Below are 19,936 nucleotides of genomic sequence, written 5' to 3'. Positions count from 1 at the left end.
GGCGCCGTCCCGGATGCCGCCGTCCGTCCGGTCCTTGCCCGACGTCTCGGATCTCGTCCGCCGTTCCTGACCTCCTCGGCGGCCGGCCGGCGGTGTGCAGCGATCGAGCCACCGGGCGGAAGTCATGCGGAATTTACGGGAGTCGCTTTCGCGTCCCGGTGCGTTGCCGCCGGGTGTGTGAGCGGTAAATATGCCGGGCGTTTTGCCAGACTTGTACAGATACGTGCAGAGGTAAGGGAACGCCGTGCGGCCGGGGTGCCCACAGGGATTGATCGGATTTTCAATTGCTTGCGCGGAATTCGCCGGACTGGCCGGATCGATGCCACCGTCGGTAAAAGGGTCGCATCGTTATTGACCCGTGAGTAACAGCTCGCTACGTTCCGGTGGCCCCGTACCAGAGCCTTGCCGCCGCACAAACCCCCCACCGTGCTGTCTTCCCGATTCTTCGGAGCAACATGACCTCCCCTGTGCGCGCCTACGACCTGATCCTCTGTCTCAACCCCTTCGGCGAACCCGACGCCGGACTCGCCGCGGCCGCCTGCGGTGCCGGCGCGCTCGGCATCCTCGACCTGGGCGTCGGCGACCGCGGATCCCGCGAGGAGCTGACCCGGCTGGGGCGAGCGGCCCCGGGGCCCTTCGGCGTGCGGGTGGCGGGCGGCTGCGCCCTGCGCCCCGCCGATCTGGGCCGGGTGCCCGACACCGTGGTCCTCGCCGCCGACGCCCCCTGGAGTGTGGGCGAGGTGACCCCGCTGTGCCGGGTGCTGGCCGAAGTCACCGATCTGGCCGAGGCGCGGGAGGCGGTCCGTGCCGGGGCGCACGGGCTGATCGCCCGGGGTGCCGAGAGCGGTGGCCGGATCGGATCCCTGAGCAGCTTCGTCCTGCTCCAACTCCTCCTGAACAAGGATGGGTTGGGTGTGCCGGTCTGGGGCTGTGGCGGTATCGGCCCGCGTACGGCGGCGGCCGCCGTGGCCGGCGGGGCGGCCGGTGTGGTCCTGGACAGCCAGCTGGCCCTGCTGCCCGAGTCGGCACTGCCCGAGGCGACCCGGGCCGCGCTGCGGTCCCTGGACGGCTCGGAGACGGTGGTCCTCGGCGGCCATCGGGTACTGCGCAGGCGCGGTCCCGGCACCCCGCACGCACCCGCCGACGACCCCGCGGCGGTCGCTCCCCTGCTCGGCGCACGGGACCTGCGCCGCCAGCTCCTCCCGGTGGGCCAGGACGGCTTCCTTGCCGCACGGTTCGCCGAACGGTGGGGGGACGTACGGCGGACGGTGCGGGAGCTGAAAGCGGCGATCGCGGAAGTCGTCGGGCCGCAGGAGCTGAAAGCGGCGATCGCGGAAATCGTCGGGCCGCAGGAGCCGCGCGGTGACGGCCCGCGGCAGCCGGCCGCCGACGGGCCGGTCACGCTGTCCGGGGGCGGGCCGGCCGGGGGCAAGCCGGTCGCGCCGGCCGGGGGCGTGCCGGTCATGTTGTCCGAGGGCGGCCCCGCGGAGCCGGCGGAGGGTGGGGCCGGTCGGGCACTGCGGCCCGGGTCGGCCATGAGCCGGGCGCTCGGAACCAGGCTCCCGGTCGCCCAGGGGCCCATGACGCGGGTCAGTGACCAGGCGGCGTTCGCCGCCGCCGTCGCCGAGGACGGTGCGCTGCCCTTCCTGGCGCTGGCGCTCGCCGACGGCGAGCGGACCCGGTCGATGCTCACCGAGGCGCGTGCGGTGCTCGACGGCCGCCCCTGGGGCGTGGGCGTCCTCGGCTTCGCCCCCGAGGACATCAGGAACGCCCAGCTGGAGGCCGTACGGGAACTGCGGCCCACGCACGCCGTCATCGCCGGCGGACGCCCCGCCCAGGCAGAGGCGCTGGAGCGGGCCGGGATCCGCACGTTCCTGCACGTGCCCTCGCCGGGACTGCTGGGACAGTTCCTGCAGGCCGGCGCGCGCAGGTTCGTGTTCGAGGGCTCCGAGTGCGGCGGGCACGTCGGGCCGCGCGCCTCCTTCCCGCTCTGGGAGGCCCAACTCGGCGTACTGGAAGACTTCTTGGAAGGTGCCGATCCCGACACCGCCCGGCAGCTGGAGGTGTTCTTCGCGGGCGGCATCCACGACGAGCGGTCCGCCGCGATGACCGCGGCCCTCGCCGCACCCCTGACCGCCCGGGGCGCCGCCATCGGCGTACTGATGGGCACCGCCTACCTGTTCACCGAGGAGGCCGTGGCGCACGGTGCGATCCGGCCGCTCTTCCAGCGGCAGGTGCTGACCGCGACCACCACCGCGCTGCTGGAGACCGCGCCCGGCCATGCCACCCGCTGCGTCTCCAGCCCCTTCACCGCCGGCTACCGCGACCGCGAAGCCCGGTTACGCGCGTCCGGCCTGCCCGACCGTGAGGTCTGGGAGGCACTGGAGCGGCTCAACGTCGGGCGGCTGCGCATCGCCAGCAAGGGCGTCGAGCGCTCCGCCGGGGGCGAGCTGTCCGGTGTCGGGGAAGAACGCCAACTCCAGGATGGCATGTTCATGGCAGGCGAGGTCGCCGTGCTGCGCTCGGCGACCACCACCGTCGCCGCCCTGCACCACGGCGTCACCGACGGCGCCGCCGACTTCCTCGCCGCCCGGGCGGCGACCACCCTCCGACCGGCCGCGGAACCGGCGCCCCCCGCACCGCTCGACGTCGCCGTCGTCGGCATGGCCTGCATGTTCCCGCAGGCCCCCGATCTCGCCACCTTCTGGGCGAACATCGTCACCGGACACGACGCCGTCACCGAGGTCCCGCCCGACCGCTGGGACCCCGCGGTGCACCACACCGCCGGCAGCACGGCCTCCAAGTGGGGCGGCTTCCTGCCCCGCATCCCCTTCGACCCGCTGAGCTACGGCATCCCGCCCGCCTCCCTCGGCAGCATCGAACCGGTCCAGCTGCTGTCCCTGGAGGCGGCCCGCCGTGCCCTGGAGGACGCCGGATACGGCGAACGCGGGCGGGAGTTCGACCGCTCCCGCACCTCCGTCGTCTTCGGTGCCGAGGCGGGCAGCGACGTGTCCAACGCCGCCACCCTCCGCTCCGTCCTCCCGTCGTACTACGGCAAGGTCCCCGAGGGCCTGGAGGAGCAGCTGCCCCGGCTGACCGAGGACTCCTTCCCCGGCATGCTCGCCAACGTCATCGCCGGCCGGATCGCCAACCGCCTGGACCTCGGCGGCGCCAACTACACCGTCGACGCCGCCTGCGCCTCCTCCCTCGCCGCGCTCGACGTGGCCTGCAAGGAACTCGTCTCCCGCGGCAGCGACGTCGTCCTGTGCGGCGGAGCCGACCTGCACAACGGCATCAACGACTTCGTCCTGTTCTCCTCCGTGCACGCCCTCTCGCCGACCGGCCGGTCCCGCGCCTTCGACGGCAGTGCCGACGGCATCGCCCTCGGCGAGGGCGTGGCCTGCGTGGTCCTCAAGCGACTCGCCGACGCCGAACGCGACGGCGACCGCGTCTACGGTGTGATCAAGGGCGTCGGATCCGCCAGCGACGGCCGCTCCCTCGGCCTGACCGCGCCCCGCCCGGAAGGACAGCGGGCCGCGCTGCTGCGCGCCTACCGCAACGCCGGGGTCTCACCCGCCGAGGTCGGCCTCGTCGAGGCGCACGGCACCGGCACGGTCGTCGGCGACCGCACCGAACTCACCGTGCTCGGCCAGGTGTTCACCGAGGCGGGCGCCGAGGCCGGCTCGTGTGCGCTCGGCTCGGTCAAGTCGCAGATCGGGCACACCAAGTGTGCCGCCGGACTCGCCGGACTCATCAAGACCACCCTCGCCCTGTACACCGGCGTCAAGCCTCCCACCCTGCACCTGGAGCGGCCCAACGCGGCCTGGTCGGAGCAGGACAGCCCGTTCGCCTTCCACACCCGCGCCCGGCCCTGGGCGGCACCGGCCGCCGAACGCCTCGCCGGAGTCAGTGCGTTCGGCTTCGGCGGCACCAACTTCCACGTGGTCGTGGGGGCGTACGGCGACGCGGTACCGCCGCAGCACACCCTGGACGCCTGGCCCGCCGAGCTGTTCCTGTTCCGCGGGAGGGACACGGCCGCGGCCCACCGGGACGTCGAGCAGATCCTCGCGGCCGCCGGGACCGACGGCAGCCCCTGGCGCCTGCGTGACCTCGCGCTCGCCGCGGCCCGCCGCGCCGACGCCTCCCACGAACCGGTACGGGCGGCGGTCGTCGCCCGGAACGTGGCGGAGCTGACCGGACAGCTGCGCCGGGTCCTGGCCGAGGAGCACGATCCGGCGGCCGGGATCCACCTGAGCGCCCCGGCCGTGCCGGAGGACGGCGCCAAGGTCGCCTTCCTCTTCCCCGGCCAGGGCAGCCAGCGGCCCGGCATGCTCGGCGACCTGCTGGTCGCCCTGCCCGGGCTGCGGCACTATCTGCAGCTCGGCCGCGCCCACGCGGACCGGCTGTACCCGCCGGCCGCCTTCGACGAGGCCGCGGGTGAACGCCGGCTGGCCGCGCTCACCGACACCCGGGCCGCACAGCCCGCGCTGGGCATCGCGGGACTCGCCGCCCACGCCTTCCTCACCGCCGCCGGCGTCCACCCGGACCTCGCGGCCGGACACAGCTACGGGGAACTGGTCGCCCTGAGCGCGGCCGGCGCCCTCGACCCGGAGACCCTCCTGGAGCTGAGCGCCGAGCGCGCGAGCGCGATCCTGGCGGCCGCCGGCGACGCCCCCGGCACCATGGCCGCCGTCGGAGCGCCGGCCGAGGACGTCGAACGCGTCCTGCGCGCCGCGCAGACACCCGGTTCGATCGTCGTGGCCAATCGCAACTCGCCCGAACAGTCGGTGATTTCCGGACCGACGGCGGACGTCGAGGCCGCCGTACGGCGGTTGCTGGAGGCCGGTCTGGGGACGCGGCGCATCCCGGTCGCCTGTGCCTTCCACAGCCCGGTGGTGGCCACGGCGGGGGAACGGTTCGCCAAGATCCTCGCGGACACGGCCGTACGCGCCCCCGAGTTCCCCGTCTGGGCCAACCGCACCGCCGCGCCGTACCCCCCGGACGCCGACGCCGTCCGCGCGGAACTGGCCGCCCAGATCGGTGCGCCGGTCGCCTTCGCCGACCAGATCGAGGCGATGTACGAGGCCGGGGCGCGGACCTTCGTCGAGGCCGGTCCCGGCCGGATCCTCACCCGGCTCGTCGGCCAGATCCTCGGCGGCCGCCCGCACCGGACCGTCGCCTGCGAGCCCCGCCCCGACAGCGGTCTGACCGGCTGGCTCGATGCCCTCGCCCAACTGGCCGTCGCAGGCCTGCCGGTGCGCACCGCCTGGCTCCTGCGGGGCCGCGACGCCGTCGACGCGGTCCGGACACCGGCGCCGCGGCGGCCCGGCTGGACGGTCGACGGACACCTCGTCCGCACCGCCGACGGAGCACTCCTGCCCGGTGCCCTCGCACCGGCCCGACGAGTCGTGGAGACCACTGTGACGACGAACCCGCCGTACGGCGACCCGGTCGGCCGGGACGCGCTGATCTCCGAATTCCTGCGCACCAGCCGGGAGATGATCGCCGCCCAGCGCGATGTGCTGCTCACCTATTTCGGTGCGGAGCCGGGACTCACCGCGCCGGCCCCTGCCGCTCCCGGTCCGCTGCCGCAGGCCGCGCTCCCCGAGCCGGGCCGGCTCGCCGTCCCCCCGGCCGCCCTGTCCCAGCCGCCATCGCCCCAATCACCGTTCCCCCAGTCACCGTCCCTTCAGTCACCGTCGCCCGAGCCGTCGTCGTCCGAGCCGGCCGGGCCCGGACACGACGTCGAACGCGTCGTGCGGGAGATCATCAGCGAGCGCACCGGCTATCCCGTCGACATGATCGAACCCGATCTCGACCTGGAGGCCGACCTGAGCATCGACTCGATCAAACGGGCCGAGATAGCGGGTGAACTCGCCAGACGCCTGGGGATCGCGGGCGGGGCGGAACTCCTGGACGACGCCGAGCTGGAGGACCTGACCAAGGCGCGTACGGCCGCGGCCGTCACGGCCTGGCTGACGGCACGGGCCGGCGGTGCCGGGGCGGCGCGGGGAGACAACCGGGGGACGGACGAAACAGGGGCCGGGCGGGAAGCCGTGGAGCGGTCTTCGGGCCACCAGGGCCGGGAACGAGCGCCCGGCCAGGACGCCGAGGAGCAAGCGCCCGCCCCGCCGGCATCCGGGGCGCCCACGTCCACGGGTTCCGCAGCCGGCACTTCCCCGGCAACCGGAGCGCTCTCTTCCCTGGCAACCGGGGCGCTCAGCTCCACGGATTCCGGGCTCCCCGCATCCACGGGTTCCGGGGCGCCCACTCCCACCGCAACCGGAGCGTCCACTCCCATCGCAACCGGAGCGCCCGCTTCCATCGCAACCGGAGCGCTCAACGCCGGCGCGTCCCGAGCGGCGTCCCTCGCCGAGACTCCCCTCGGTGTGGCTCCCCAGCGCTGTGAGCTGCGCCCGGTGGTCCTGCCGCAGCCGGCCGTCCCCACGGACCCCGCGGCCGTCCTGTCCGGTCGCCGCTTCTTCCTCCTCGGCGACGGCGGGGGTGCCGCGGCCGAGGTCACCGCCCGGCTGACCGCCCACGGCGCCCACCCGGTGACCGCCGTCCACGACCACCTGCTCGGCGAGGCCGACGGCACGGTCGACGGCGTCCTCTACCTCGGCGCACTGGGCGGCGGCCCGGAGCTGCCCGTGCTGCCGGAGGTCTTCCCGGTGCTGCGGGCGGCCCTGGCCCGCGGCCCGCGCAGTCTGCTGGCCGTCCAGCCGGCCGACGGAGTCCAGGCGATGCGGTCGGCCGGTCTCCACGGCCTCTTCCGCAGCATCGCCCGGGAGTACCCCGACACCCTCGCCCGGATCGTCACGACCGCCGACACCGATCCCGCGGCCGTCGCCGACGTCCTGCTCGCCGAACTGCTCGCCCCGGAGCCGGCCCCCGTCGTCCTGCGCGCCGCCACCGGCCCGCGGCGCGGGCTGGAGCTGGCCGCCGCGCCGCTCGGACCGCTCGGCAGCACCGGCGCGGGCCCCGCCGGGGACGGCGCGGCCGAGGCCGCCGCGCTCGGCCTCGACCGGGACTCCGTGGTGCTGCTGGTCGGCGGCGCCCGCGGCATCACGGCGAGGTTCGCGATCGCGCTGGCCGCCGCGAGCCGCTGCCGCATCGAACTGCTCGGCCGCACCCCCGCGCCCACCGAGCCAGAACCACCGGCGACCGCCGCCGCCCGCACCGCGGTCGAACTGCGCGCCGCCCTCGCCGCGGACGGCGCCCGCAAGCCGGCGGAGATCAACCGGGCCGCCGAACTGATCCTCGCCCAGCGGGAGATCACCGAGACCCTCGCCGAACTCACCGCCCTCGGCAGCGAGGCCCGCTACCGCTCCGTGGACGTCCGGGAGCGGGAGGCCGCACGGCAGGCGGTCAAGGAGATCCACGCCGAACAGGGGCGGCTCGACGGCGTCGTCTTCGCCGCCGGGGTGATCGAGGACCGGCTGATCGCCGAGAAGAGCCCCGAGTCCTTCCGGCGCGTGTACGGGACGAAGACGGCCGGGGCCGCCGCGCTGCTCGCCGCACTGGAGGACCTCCCCGGCGGACCCGCGTTCACCGTGCTGTTCGGCAGCATCGCCGCCGTCCTCGGCAACCGCGGCCAGGCCGACTACGCCGCCGCCAACGACGCCCTGGAGCGCCTCGGTGCCGACTGGGCCGTCCGCACGGGCCACCGCGCGCTCACCGTCCACTGGGGCCCCTGGGCGCCGTCCGGCAGCCACAACGGCATGGTCGGCGAGGAACTCGGCCGGGAGTACGCCCGCCGCGGGGTGAAGCTGATCGACCCGGACGAGGGCACCGCCGCCCTGCTGCGGGAGCTGGCCTGGGGCGACCGCTCGGCCCGCGCCGTCGTCTACACCGCTTCGGGCTGGTGAGATGACGCAGCCTCAGACAGCCGTCGCCGTCGTGGGGATGGCGGTGCTGCTGCCCGGTGCCGCCGGCCTCGACGCCTACTGGCGCAATCTCCGCGACGGCGTGGACGCGATCGGCGACGTCCCCGAGGGCCGGTGGGACGCCGACTACTACCGCCCCGGCTCGGCCACCGGACCCGCCGCGGCCGACCGGATCTACTGCCGGCGGGGCGGTTTCGTCGACGGCCTGGCCGAGGTGGAGGTGACCCGGTACGGCATCATGCCCGCCTCCGTGCCGGGCACCGAGCCCGACCAGCTGATCGCCCTCGACGTGGCCGCCGCCGCCCTCGCCGACGCCGGCGGCGAGGCCCGGCTGCCCGATCGGCAGCGCATCGGCGTGGCCCTGGGCCGCGGCGGCTACCTCACCCCCGGTCTGGTCCGGCTCGACCAGCGGGTGCGCACCGCCGGACAACTCGTACGCACACTCGGTGAGTTACTGCCCGAGCTGTCGTCGGCCCAACTGGGCCGGGTGCGGGAGGCGTTCACCGAACGACTCGGGCCGGACCGGCCCGAGTCCGCGATCGGACTGGTCCCCAACCTCGCCGCGTCCCGCATCGCCAACCGCCTCGACCTGCGCGGCCCGGCCTACACCGTGGACGCGGCCTGCGCCTCCTCGCTGGTCGCCGTCGACCAGGCGGTCAGTGAACTCGCCACCGGCCGCTGCGACATGATGCTGGCCGGGGGAGTGCACCACTGCCACGACATCACCCTGTGGAGCGTCTTCTCCCAGCTCCGCGCGCTGTCCCCGACCGAGCGCAGCCGCCCCTTCCACCGCGACGCCGACGGCATCCTCATCGGGGAGGGCACCGGCGTCGTCGTACTCAAACGGTTCGTGGACGCCGAACGCGACGGCGACCGCGTGTACGCGGTGATCCGCGGGACCGGCGTGGCCAGCGACGGCCGTACCGCCGGGCCGGCCACCCCCGATCCCGGTGGCCAGACCCGTGCCGTGCGCCAGGCCTGGCGGGCCGCCGGACTCGATCCCGCCGCGCCGGACTCGATCGGCCTGCTGGAGGCGCACGGCACCGCCACCCCGGCCGGGGACGGGGCCGAACTCGCCACCCTGGCCGCGGTGTTCGGACCCGCCACGGCTCACAGTGACGAGCGACCCGTGCTCGGTTCGGTGAAGTCGATGATCGGGCACACCATGCCGGCCGCCGGGGTCGCCGGCCTCGTCAAGGCCGTCCTCGCCCTCCACCACGGCACCCTCCTGCCCACCCTCCACTGCGAAGAGCCCCACCCTGCCCTCGAGGCCACCCGCTTCCGCATCCTCGACCGGTCCCGCCCCTGGGAGACCCGCCCGCAGCAGCCGGTGCGGCGGGCCGCCGTGAACGCCTTCGGGTTCGGCGGGATCAACGCCCACGTGGTGCTGGAGGAGGCGCCGGGCGCGCGCTGGCGGCCGGCTGCCCGATCCCGGCCCGCGGCGGCGGTCGCCGAAACCGAGCGCATCCTCCTGCTCGCGGCCGACGGCGCCGACGGGCTCGCCGCGCTCCTCGGCGCCGACGACTCGGCCGTCCTCGCCTCCGGCCTCGACCCCGCCCGGCCGCACCCGGCCGCCGGTCCCGTACGGCTCGGCATCGTCGACCCCACCGCCAAGCGGCTCGCGCTGGCCCGGCGGGTCGTCGGCAAGGGCCGGGCCTGGCAGGGCCGCAACGACGTCTGGTTCCGGCCCGCCCCGCTGCTCGGGCCCGCCGGCGGCAGGCTGGCCTTCGTCTTCCCCGGCCTGGAGAGCGACTTCGCGCCCCGCGCGGACGACATCGCCGCGCACTTCGGCCTGGCCCCGCTGGCCGGCACCGGCACGGGCATCGGAAGCGGCACGGACGTGCAGGTCAGCGACGTCGGACGGCACGGCGTCTCTGTCGTCGGCGTGGGCCGGCTGCTGGACGCCGCGCTGCGCCGCATGGGGGTCGTACCGGACGCGGTCGCCGGGCACAGCGTCGGCGAGTGGACGGCCATGGTGGCGGCCGGCCTGTACTCGGGCTCCCAAGTGGACGCCTTCATGGCCGATTTCGACCCGGACGCACTGACCGTGCCGGGTCTCTCCTTCGCCGTGGTGGGCACCGGTGCCGAACGGGTCCGCACCGCCCTCGCCGAGGCCTGGGACGGCTCCGGGATCGTGCTGTCCCACGACAACGCGCCCCGCCAGTCGATGGTGTGCGGACCGGACGCGGCGGTCCGGGAGTTCGTACGGGCCTTCCGCGGCGAGGGCGTGCTGTGCCAGGTGCTGCCCTTCCGCTCCGGTTTCCACACGCCGATGCTCGAACCGTACCTCGCGCCCATCAAGGAGGCCGCCGACCGCTTCCGGCTCCATCCGCCGGCCGTGCCGGTGTGGTCCGGCACGACCGCCGCGCCCTTCCCGGGCCAGGAGGCGGCGGTGCGTGCACTGTTCGTACGGCACCTGCTGGAGCCCGTGCGCTTCCGCGAGCTGATCGAGGCCCTGTACGCGGCAGGCCACCGCACCTTCGTGCAGACCGGACCCGGCCAGCTGGCCTCCCTCATCTCCGACACGCTCGCCGACCGCGACCACCTCACCGTCGCCGCCAACTCCCCCCACCGCCCCGGCATGTCCCAACTCCGCCGCGTGGCAACGGCGTTGTGGGCAGCAGGGGCGCGGGTGGCACCGGCACTGCCACCCACCGGGCCGCTCGACCCGCCCGCGCGGCCGCTCGACCCGCCCGCTCGGCCGCTCGACCCGCCCGCCCGGCCGTTTGCCCCTGCAGCCCGGCCGCTCGACCCTGCAGCCCGGGCCGAAGCACCCGAGCCGGCACGGCCTGCCAACGCGTCCACGAGCACATCTCCTGGCCACGCGTCCGCGGTGGTACCGCCCGGGCATGCGTCCGAGGTGGTTGCGCCGGGCCACGCGCCCGCGGCGGCATCGGCCGCCCTCGCGTCCGAGCCGTCATCCCCTGCCCACGCGCCCGCCCGGGCCGCCGTGCGCCTCGACCTGGACGGCGCGCTGGTCTCGCTGGCCGGGCCGGACCTCGACGCGCTGCGGTCGGAGTTACGGCCGGGCCGGCCGACGGCGCCTCCTTCGCGGCCGTCCGGCCCCGCCGCCTCCCCCCTGGACGGCCTCGCCGCCCGGTTCCCGGTCGCCGCCGAGCTGACCGCGCTGCTGCGGGACACCGCGGACACCGCCGCGGAGCTGATCGCGGCGAGCGACCGCCGAACCGTCGCCCCGGCGCCCGTGTCCCAGGCACCCACCTTCACCTCAAGCCTGCCTCCCAGCCTCAGCCCCAGCACCAGCCTCAGGCCAACCCCCACCTCCACCCCCACCCCGGTTCCCTCACCGCTCACCCCCACGGCCGTCCCGCCCCCCGCCGCCCTCTCCACTCCTTCCAGCTCCACCTCCACGACGACAACCGTGCATGTGTCGCCCGGCGCCATGCCGCACCTCCTGGACCACTGCTTCTTCCCGCAGCGCCCCAACTGGCCCGATGTGGAGGACCGTTGGCCGGTCGTCCCGGCCACCACACTGGTCCGGCACATGATGGACGCGGCGGAGGAATCAGCTCCCGGGCTGCGGGCGGTCGCCGTGCACGGAGCCCGGTTCGACCGGTGGCTCACCGCCACACCACCGGCCGACGTGCCCGTCACCGTCACCCCCGATCCGGTCCACCCGGACCGCGTGGCCGTCACGTTCGGCCCCACGGCCCGTGCCGTGATCGAACTCGCCCCGCACCATCCGGCACCGCCCGCGCCGAGCCTCCTGGCCGGCGTCCCCGAAAGGACCCCGGAGCACACCGCCGCCCAGATCTACCGTGAGCGCTGGATGTTCCACGGCCCGGCGTTCCAGGGCCTCACGGAGCTGACCGCGGTCGGTTCCCGGCACATCCGCGGAGTGATCACCGCGCCCGCGGCGCCCGGCGCGCTGCTCGACAACGTCGGCCAGCTCCTCGGCTACTGGATCATGTCGACCCGCACCGAGCGGACCGTCGTCTTCCCGGTGCAGATGCGGCACATGCGGTTCCACGGGCCCCACCCGGCCCCGGGGACCCGGGTCGTCTGCCTGCTGCGGATCACCTCGCTCACCGACACGGTCCTGGAGGCGGACGCGGAGCTGTCCGTCGGCGGCCGGGTGTGGGCCGTCCTCGGCGGCTGGCAGGACCGCCGCTTCGACAACGACCCGCAGACCCGGCCCGTCGAACGCTTCCCCGAGCGCCACACCCTCTCCGAGGCCCGCCCCGGCGGCTGGACGCTGGTGCACGAGCGGTGGCCCGATCTCGCCTCGCGCGAACTGATCATGCGCAACGCGCTCGGCGGCGCGGAGCGCACGGAGTACGCCGGGCGGCCGCCGCGCGGCCGCCGGCAGTGGCTGCTCGGCCGGATCGCCGTCAAGGACGCCGTACGGCAGTGGCTCTGGCGGCACGGCGAAGGCCCGGTCTTCCCGGCGGAGTTGCGGGTGCACAACGACGAACTCGGCCGCCCGTACGTCACCGGCGTGCACGGCCGCACCCTGCCTCCGCTGGACGTCTCGCTCGCCCACCGGGCCGAGGCCGGCGTGGCGATCGTACGGCCGCACGGTCCCCGTCCGGGGCCGGGCATCGACATCGAAGAAGTGACCGCACGCGACCCCGCGACGCTCAGCACCGCTCTCGGCGAGGACGAACTGCGTCTCCTGCGCACGCTCCGCGCGGACGGCCCCGACGGCGACGCCCTGTGGTTCACCCGCTTCTGGGCCGCCAAGGAGGCCGTCGCCAAGGCCGAGGGCACCGGATTCGGTGGGCGCCCCAGGGACTTCGCCGTGCGGGAGGCCGCTCCGGACGGCAGCCGGCTGGTGGTCTCCGGCCGGCTGGAGCGCGCCTGCAACGTGCACTGTGCGCCCGTGAGCAACCCGCCCACCCTGCAGCAACGCGCCTACGTGGTGGCCTGGACGACGGGACCCGAGTCCACCGCCGGACAAGACGACGACGCAGCCGAGGAGTACACCCGATGAACCCCACCCCGCCGGTCCCTGCGCGGCCCACCACCGACACGGTGCTCGCCGAGATCATCGGCATGCTCCGCACCCTCCTCGCGGAGTACGGCGAGGACGACGTGGTGATCGGCATGTCCACCACCTTCAACCGCGACCTGGAACTGGAGAGCATCGACCTCGTCACCCTGGCCGGCCTGCTGGAGGAGCGGTACGGGCGCAGGGTCAACCTTGCCGAGTTCCTGGCCGGCATGGAGTTCGACGAGATCATCGAGCTGACCGTGGGCCGGCTCGTCGAGTACGTGGTGTGGAGCCTGAAGACCACGGAGGCGGGCTGAGCCATGGCGATGATCGACGCCGCCGGAATCCGGCTGCACGTCCAGCGGATGAGCCCCGCGGACGGCCCTGCCCCGCACGCCACGGTCGTCCTCGTGCACGGGCTGCTCACCGACAGCCTGGCCAGCTACTACTTCACCGTCGCCCCCGCCTTCACGGCGGCCGGCCTGGACGTCCTCATGTACGACCTGCGCGGGCACGGCCGCAGCGAGCGCCCGCCGGACGGCTACACCCTCGACCACAACATCGACGACCTGGAGGCGCTCCTGGACCGGCTGGGGATCACCGGCCCCCTGCACCTGGTCGGCAACTCCTACGGCGGCACGATCGCCTTCGGCTACGCGGCCCGCCACCCGGACCGCACGGCCTGCCTCACCCTGATCGAGTCCGAGCCGGCGACCGCCGCCTGGGCGTCCAAGCTGGGCGGCATCCTGCGCCGGGTGGTGGCCGAACTCGCGCACAACGAGCCCGACGCCATCGCCTGGATCACCGCGAACCGCGGCCACAACACCGCCCGGCTGGCCAGGGGCGCCGCCCGGCTCGCCCGCGAGACCACCCTCGGCCGGGACATCCCCGCCAGCCGGGTGCTGACCGAGGAACAGATCAGAGCCGTACGCTGTCCGGTCCTCGGTGTCTACGGCGGCGACTCGGACCTGGTGGACCTGGTGCCGCTGAAGCAGACGCTGCTCGCGGACTTCCGGCCCGTCGTGCTGCCGGGCCACGAGCACTCGGTGCTGGTCGAGGCGGCCGGCGCCGTCGGCGGACACATCCTGGACCTGATCCGCTCGGTGAGCGGCGCGCGGGCGGGGGTCCGGTGAGCGGGTTCCTGTTCGTCGTCCCCCCGCTGGTCGGGCACATCAACCCGGCCGTCGGCGTCGCCGCCCGGCTCGCCGCGCGCGGACACCGGGTGGCCTGGGCCTGCGCCGACCCCGCCCTGGTGCACCGGCTCGCGGGCGAGGAGGCGCAGGTGTACGCCTGCGCCGGCCCGGTACCGGGCGCGCAGGGGGTCGTCCGCCCACCCGATCTGCGCGGCGCGGAGGCGCTGAAGTTCCTGTGGGAGTGGTACCTGGTGCCGCTCGCCGACGCGATGGCTCCGGGCGTCCGCGCGGCCGCCGAGGCGTTCGGACCCGATGTGGTCGTAGCCGACCAGCAGGCCTTCGCCGGCGCCCTGGTGGCCGAGGGCCTCGGTCTGCCGTGGGCGACCTCCGCCACCACCTCGGCCGAGTTCGCCGGCGCCTACGACGGCCTGCCCAAGGTCGCCGAGTGGCTGCGACAGTGCCTGGCCGGACTGCGCGCCCGGATCGGCGACCCGGCCGGCACCGCGGACCCGCGCTACTCGCCCCACCTGCTGCTGGTCTTCAGCACACCCGAACTCATCGGACCCCAGGCGCCGTTGGGGCAGCGGATCCACTACGTCGGGCCGTCCCTGGCCGACCGCCCGGCCGGACCCGGCTTCCCCTGGGAGTGGCTGGACCCCGGCCGGGCGAAGGTCCTGGTGAGCCTGGGCACCGCCAACGCCGACGCCGGCCACCGCTTCCTCGCCGAGTGCCTCGCCGCGCTGCGCGAACGCGCCGACCGGGTGCAGGCGGTGCTCGTGGACCCGGACGCCGCCCTCCGCGCCGACCCCGCCGACAAGGACGTACTGATCGTGCCGTCCGTGCCCCAGCTCCCGCTCCTGGAACGGATGGACGCGGTCGTCTGCCACGCCGGGCACAACACCGTGTGCGAGGCGCTGTGGCACGGCGTCCCGCTCGTCGTGGCCCCGATCCGCGACGACCAGCCCGTGGTGGCCGCCCAGGTCGTGGACGCGGGCGCCGGTGTGCGGGTCCGCTTCGGCCGCGTCACCGCGTCCCGGCTGGGTGCCGCCCTCGACACCGTCCTGCACGACCGTGCCCACCGGGCAGCCGCCGCCCGCGTCCGCACGGCGTTCCGCGCGGCCGGCGGCGCCCGCGCGGCCGCCGCCCACCTCGAACGACTGGCAGCACGCAGCAACTGACGAGCCATCCCCGCCCGGAGGGACAACGGAGAGCCGATGAGCGACCGGAAGAAGAACAGCGAGCGCATCACCGCCCTGCGCCCTGCCTACCAGGCCGACCTGGCCGACGGCACGGACCGCTTCTTCGCCCCCCGGCGCACCACCTGCCCCTGGTGCGCCTCGACCCGTCTGACGACCCGACTGCGCACCACCGACCTGCTCCAGCACAAGCCCGGCCGCTTCCGCCTCGACCGCTGCGCGGACTGCGGCCACACCTTCCAGAACCCCCGGCTGACCGAGGAGGGACTGGAGTTCTACTACCGCGACTTCTACGACGGCCTCGGAGAGCAGCGGATGAGCGGCACCTTCGGCGGCCGCACCGCGATGTACCGGGACCGCGCGCGGGCGATGACCCCGCACGACCCGACCCCGAAGAACTGGCTGGACGTCGGCACCGGCCACGGCCACTTCTGCGAGGCGGCCCGTGCCGTGCTGCCCGGCACCGTCTTCGACGGGCTGGACTTCACCGACGGAGTCGAACTCGCCGCCCGCGAGGGCCGGGTGGAACACGCCTACCGCGGTGCCTTCCCCGACCTCGCACCCGACCTCGCCGCCGGCTACGACGTGGTGAGCATGTTCCACTACCTGGAGCACAGCACCGATCCCGACCGCGAACTCCGTGCCGCCCACGCGGTCGTACGCCGCGGCGGTCACCTGCTCATCGAGGTACCGGACCCGCAGAGCCGCTACGCCCGGCTCCTCGGCCGCTGGTGGCTGCCCTGGCTCCAGCCGCAGCACCTGCACTTCATGCCGGTCGCCAACCTGCGCCGGCGGCTGACCGATCTCGGCTTCACGGTGGTCGCCGAGCAGCACGCGGAGCCGCACGATCCGGTCGATCTGCTCGCCGCCGTCTGGCTGTCCCTGGACCACACCGCCCCGCGCGAGGACGCCCCCTGGCTGCCCGAGCCGCCCGGTGCCCTGCGCCGCACCCTGCGCACCGCGCTTCTCCTGGCGGGCGTGCCCGCCCTGCTCACGGCCACCCTCCTCGACCGCCTAGCGCTACGCCCCCTGTCCCACCGCCTCGGCCTGTCCAACGCCTACCGGCTGGTCGCCCGCCGCGAGTGACCGGCGCTCACAGGACCTTCGCGCGGATCAGCGCCGACAGCACCAGAGCGCCCGGCAGCAGGGGCAGCCAGTCGGTCAGCACCCGGTAGCCGATCACGGTCGCGGTCGCCACCGCCGGCGTGGCACCGAAGGCGACCAGCGTCCAGACCAGCGCCGCGTCCACCGCCAGACCCCCGGGCGCCGGTACGGCACCGACGGCGGTGCCCGCCGCCAGATAGGCGAGCACCACCTGCTCCCAGGGCAGCCCGAGGCCGAGCGAGGACCCGACACAGACGAGCGCGCCCCCCTGCACCAGCGGCATCGCGGCCGCCCCGCCCCACAGGGCCAGCACCCGGCAGGGCCGTCCGTGCACCGCCCGTGCATCGGCGAGGGCGGAGCGCACCAGTCCCGTCACCGGGCGCCGCAAGGGCCGTACGACCGTCATGAGCACCCCCGCCAAGGCGAGCGCACCGCCCACGACGGCGGCGGCGGGGATCAGGAACCGCCCGTCCGGGACCAGGTCCCCGAGCCGCCGCCAGGCGGGCGAGACGGCCAGGAACACCAGCAGCACCAATGTCTTCGCGCCGGACTTGGCCAGTGAGTACAGGCCGATCGAGGCGGTCGCCCGAGGGAGGGGCACGCCCTGGGTGCGCAGGAAGCGCACCGTCACGGCGTGCGCGCCGAGGCCGCCGGGCAGCGCGTGGTTCGCGGCACCGGCGGCGAACTGCGAGGCCAGCAGCAGCCCCGGGGGCACCCGGTCCGGCAGCGCACCCTGCCGGACGCAGGAGGCCGCCACCCAGGTCAGACAGGTGAATCCGCCACCGGCCAGCAGCCACCAGGGGTCGGCCGCGACCAGCCGGGCGGCGCCCTCCTGGGCCAGGGGCCGGTTGGCCAGGGCCCAGCCCGCGGCGAGCAGCAGGGGAGACAGACACAGGGCGAGCCGGAAGGGCCGGGCCGCCATGAGGGAGGCACGGCGCACCGGAGCCTCGGACCCGCCACCGGGAGCCGGGGCGGCCGAGGACGGCGCGGCGGGCGGGCCGGGCGCGACGGCGGACGCCGCGGCGGGCGGGCCGGGAGAGGGCGAGGACGGTCCGGTGGGTGCGGTGGGTGACAGCGACGGCGGTGCTGCCGCGGGCGTGGTGGGCGCAGTGGGCGCAGTGGGCGCAGTGGGCGGGAGAGCGGGCGGTGCGGCGGGCGAGGTGGCTGAGGTCGTTGAGGTGGGTGAGGAGAGCGGGGACAGTGAGGACACGGGGACGTCGTCCTTCCGCATCGGGCTCCACGGTGGTGGGTCCTGGGGGAGGCGGAGCGGCGAAACCGCGGGGAGTTTTCCCCGCCCGCGTGACACCGGGATGTCCGAAAGCCGAAGGCGCGAGGGCGGGACGGTGCCGCCGGGCGTGCGCGGGAGCCGCCGTTCACCGCCGACCAGGTAGCCTTCCCGTGGGGTGTGCTGCGCAAGCCACGCCCCGGCACATAAAGACGACGACAGGGGAGGAACCGGCGGTGCACGTCCAGGAATGGCTCGACACGGTGCCACCGGCCGCCGTCTATGCCGTCGTGGCCCTGGTGATCGGCGTGGAGAGCCTGGGCATCCCGCTGCCGGGCGAGATCGTCCTGGTCTCGGCGGCGCTCATGTCCTCCCAGCACTCCGGTATCAACCCGATCGTCCTCGGCGCGTGTGCGACCGCTGGTGCCGTCATCGGTGACTCCATCGGCTACGCGATCGGCCGCAAGGGCGGACGGCCGCTGCTGGCCTGGCTGGCGAGGAAGTTCCCGAAGCACTTCAGCGAGGGCCATGTCGCCACCGCGGAGCGGTCCTTCGAGAAGTGGGGCATGTGGGCCGTCTTCTTCGGCCGCTTCGTCGCCCTCCTGCGCATCTTCGCCGGCCCGCTCGCGGGCGTTCTCCAGATGCCGTACTGGAAGTTCCTGACGGCCAACGTCCTCGGCGGCATCTGCTGGGCCGGCGGCACCACGGCCGTCATCTACTACGTGGGCATCGTCGCCGAGGACTGGCTGAAGCGCTTCTCGTACCTGGGCCTGGTGGCGGCGGTCCTGATCGGCCTGACCTCGATGCTGATCATCAAGCGCAAGACGAAGAAGACCGGGGCGGCAGACCGGGAGGCGGAACCGGTGGGCGCCGGGGACTAGGCATCCGGGAGGCAAGGGAAACCCCGCGACCGGCCTCCCGCGCCCGCCACCCGGTTCCAAGGGGAGCCCCGCAGCCAGACCTGCGGCGCCCGCCACTCGGTTCCAAGGGGAGCCCACCGACCGGCCCCCCGCGCCCGTCACCCGGTTCTACTCGTGCACCTCACGGTGCGCCTTGGCCAGCTCCGCGTACAGGGTGCCGTTGAGGGTGACTCCCTGCCGCTCCTCCTCGGACAACTCGCGCCGCACCTTGGCAGGCACCCCCGCCACCAGCGACCCGGGCGGAACGACCATCCCCTGCGGCACCAGGGCCTGGGCGGCCACCAGCGACCCGGCCCCGATCACCGCGCCGTTCAGCACGGTCGCCCCCATCCCGATGAGGCAGTCGTCCTCAACGGTCGCACCGTGCACCACGGCGTTGTGCCCGATGGAGACCCGCTCACCCACGCTGACCGGAAACCCGGGATCCGCGTGCAGCGTGACGTTGTCCTGCACATTCGCGTCCGCCCCGACGGTGATCGTCTCGACATCGCCCCGCACGACCGCCCCGTACCAGACGCTGGCCCCCGCACGCAGCGTGACATCCCCGATCACGGAGGCCGTCGGCGCCACGAACGCCCCCGGATCGACCTGGGGCTCCTTGCCTCCGATGCCCACGATCAGCGCCTTCTGCGTCATCACCGTCTCCTCGTGTCCGTCGTGTCCCCGAACGGTACGACAGAGGGTGGGGCAAAGATCACAGCGGTCCGCCCTCTCCCCGGAGGCGACCGCTGAGTAACGTGACCCCGTGCCGAAGCGCAAGAACACGTTCTCATCCTGGCGGCAAGGCCTCGCTCAGCGCGCCGTCCACGCTGCCTGGTCGTGGGCGCAGCGCAGGGGCTCCGTCACGGCCGAGCACCCGGCAGGGTTCCGCTTCGGCGCGATGGGAACCGGTACCAGACTCGCCTTCCCGCTCGGTACGGTCTTCGGCGAGCCCTGGATACACATCGGCGCCCACTGCATCATCGGCGAGCAGGTCACCCTCACCGCCGGTCTGATGCCGGACCTGGATCTCGGCCCGGACCCGATTCTGCGCCTCGGCGACGGCGTCGTGCTCGGCCGCGGCAGCCACGTCATCGCCGACACCACGGTCACCATCGGCAGCGACTGCTACTTCGGCCCGTACGTCTACGTCACCTCCACCAACCACTCCTACGACGACCCGCACCAGCCGATCGGCAGACAGTGGCCGCGGATGGAACCCGTGGAGATCGGCCCGGGCTGCTGGATCGGCACCGGCGCGGTCATCCTGCCGGGCGCGCGGATCGGCCGGAACGTGGTCGTGGCGGCCGGTGCGGTCGTCCGCGGGACCGTGCCCGACCACGCCGTGGTGGCGGGGGCGCCCGCCCGGGTCGTACGGCGCTGGACGCCCGACGACGGCTGGCAGCCGCCGCTCAGGACACCGGCGCCGGTGCCGCTGCCGGACGGGATCACACCGGAGCAGCTGTGTGCCCTGGCCGACCTGGACGAGGAGGCGGCCGCCCGGCTGGCGCGCCTGGAGGCCGACGGCTGACCCGGCGGACC

General features: G+C 74.7%; 10 protein-coding genes. 8 read left to right on the top strand and 2 right to left on the bottom strand.

Annotated elements, in window-relative coordinates; genetic code table 11:
- Positions 1 to 455: 455 nt before the first annotated feature.
- Genes ACZ7P3_RS12500 through ACZ7P3_RS12475 form a run of 6 tightly spaced genes read left to right on the top strand, consistent with a single transcriptional unit; the run spans position 456 to position 16,252 of the window.
- Complete coding sequence (locus tag ACZ7P3_RS12500) at positions 456 to 7,868, top strand: SDR family oxidoreductase (protein WP_472080866.1); 7,413 nt, start codon at positions 456 to 458, stop codon at positions 7,866 to 7,868.
- A gap of 1 nt (position 7,869) precedes the next feature.
- Positions 7,870 to 12,837 carry a type I polyketide synthase gene (locus ACZ7P3_RS12495; RefSeq protein ID WP_472080865.1) on the top strand — a complete coding sequence of 1,656 codons (4,968 nt, stop codon included), beginning with the start codon at positions 7,870 to 7,872 and terminating at the stop codon, positions 12,835 to 12,837.
- The gene (locus ACZ7P3_RS12490) at positions 12,834 to 13,154 is read left to right on the top strand and encodes an acyl carrier protein (RefSeq protein ID WP_472080864.1); all 321 of its coding nucleotides are present in this window, start codon (positions 12,834 to 12,836) and stop codon (positions 13,152 to 13,154) included. The genes ACZ7P3_RS12495 and ACZ7P3_RS12490 overlap by 4 nt, the downstream gene beginning before the upstream one ends.
- A gap of 3 nt (positions 13,155 to 13,157) precedes the next feature.
- On the top strand, positions 13,158 to 13,970 hold the full coding sequence (locus ACZ7P3_RS12485; protein WP_472080863.1) for an alpha/beta fold hydrolase: 813 nt from the start codon (positions 13,158 to 13,160) through the stop codon (positions 13,968 to 13,970).
- Positions 13,967 to 15,148: a glycosyltransferase gene (locus ACZ7P3_RS12480; RefSeq protein ID WP_472080862.1), complete on the top strand. Its 1,182-nt coding sequence runs from the start codon at positions 13,967 to 13,969 to the stop codon at positions 15,146 to 15,148. The genes ACZ7P3_RS12485 and ACZ7P3_RS12480 overlap by 4 nt, the downstream gene beginning before the upstream one ends.
- Positions 15,149 to 15,184: 36 nt before the next feature.
- A complete protein-coding gene (locus ACZ7P3_RS12475) occupies positions 15,185 to 16,252 on the top strand; it encodes a class I SAM-dependent methyltransferase (protein ID WP_472080861.1) in 1,068 nt (355 codons plus the stop codon).
- 7 nt (positions 16,253 to 16,259) lie between these two features.
- On the opposite strand, the gene ACZ7P3_RS12470 is transcribed toward ACZ7P3_RS12475, so the two are convergent.
- On the bottom strand, positions 16,260 to 17,210 hold the full coding sequence (locus tag ACZ7P3_RS12470) for a lysylphosphatidylglycerol synthase transmembrane domain-containing protein (protein WP_472080860.1): 951 nt from the start codon (positions 17,208 to 17,210) through the stop codon (positions 16,260 to 16,262).
- A gap of 521 nt (positions 17,211 to 17,731) precedes the next feature.
- Here ACZ7P3_RS12470 and ACZ7P3_RS12465 point away from each other — a divergent pair.
- Positions 17,732 to 18,376, top strand: a complete 645-nt coding sequence (locus tag ACZ7P3_RS12465) for a DedA family protein (protein ID WP_472080859.1) — start codon at positions 17,732 to 17,734, stop codon at positions 18,374 to 18,376.
- A 147-nt stretch (positions 18,377 to 18,523) separates the two neighbouring features.
- On the opposite strand, the gene ACZ7P3_RS12460 is transcribed toward ACZ7P3_RS12465, so the two are convergent.
- Positions 18,524 to 19,051 carry a gamma carbonic anhydrase family protein gene (locus ACZ7P3_RS12460; RefSeq protein ID WP_472080858.1) on the bottom strand — a complete coding sequence of 176 codons (528 nt, stop codon included), beginning with the start codon at positions 19,049 to 19,051 and terminating at the stop codon, positions 18,524 to 18,526.
- A gap of 109 nt (positions 19,052 to 19,160) precedes the next feature.
- Here ACZ7P3_RS12460 and ACZ7P3_RS12455 point away from each other — a divergent pair, with 109 nt between their 5' ends.
- Positions 19,161 to 19,925: an acyltransferase gene (locus ACZ7P3_RS12455; protein ID WP_472080857.1), complete on the top strand. Its 765-nt coding sequence runs from the start codon at positions 19,161 to 19,163 to the stop codon at positions 19,923 to 19,925.
- Positions 19,926 to 19,936 lie beyond the last annotated feature (11 nt).

The sequence above is a fragment of the Streptomyces sp. NPDC107581 genome, from assembly GCF_055657175.1.
Note: the sequence above shows the minus strand (reverse complement) of the source record. Positions and strands in the feature narration are given on the sequence as shown.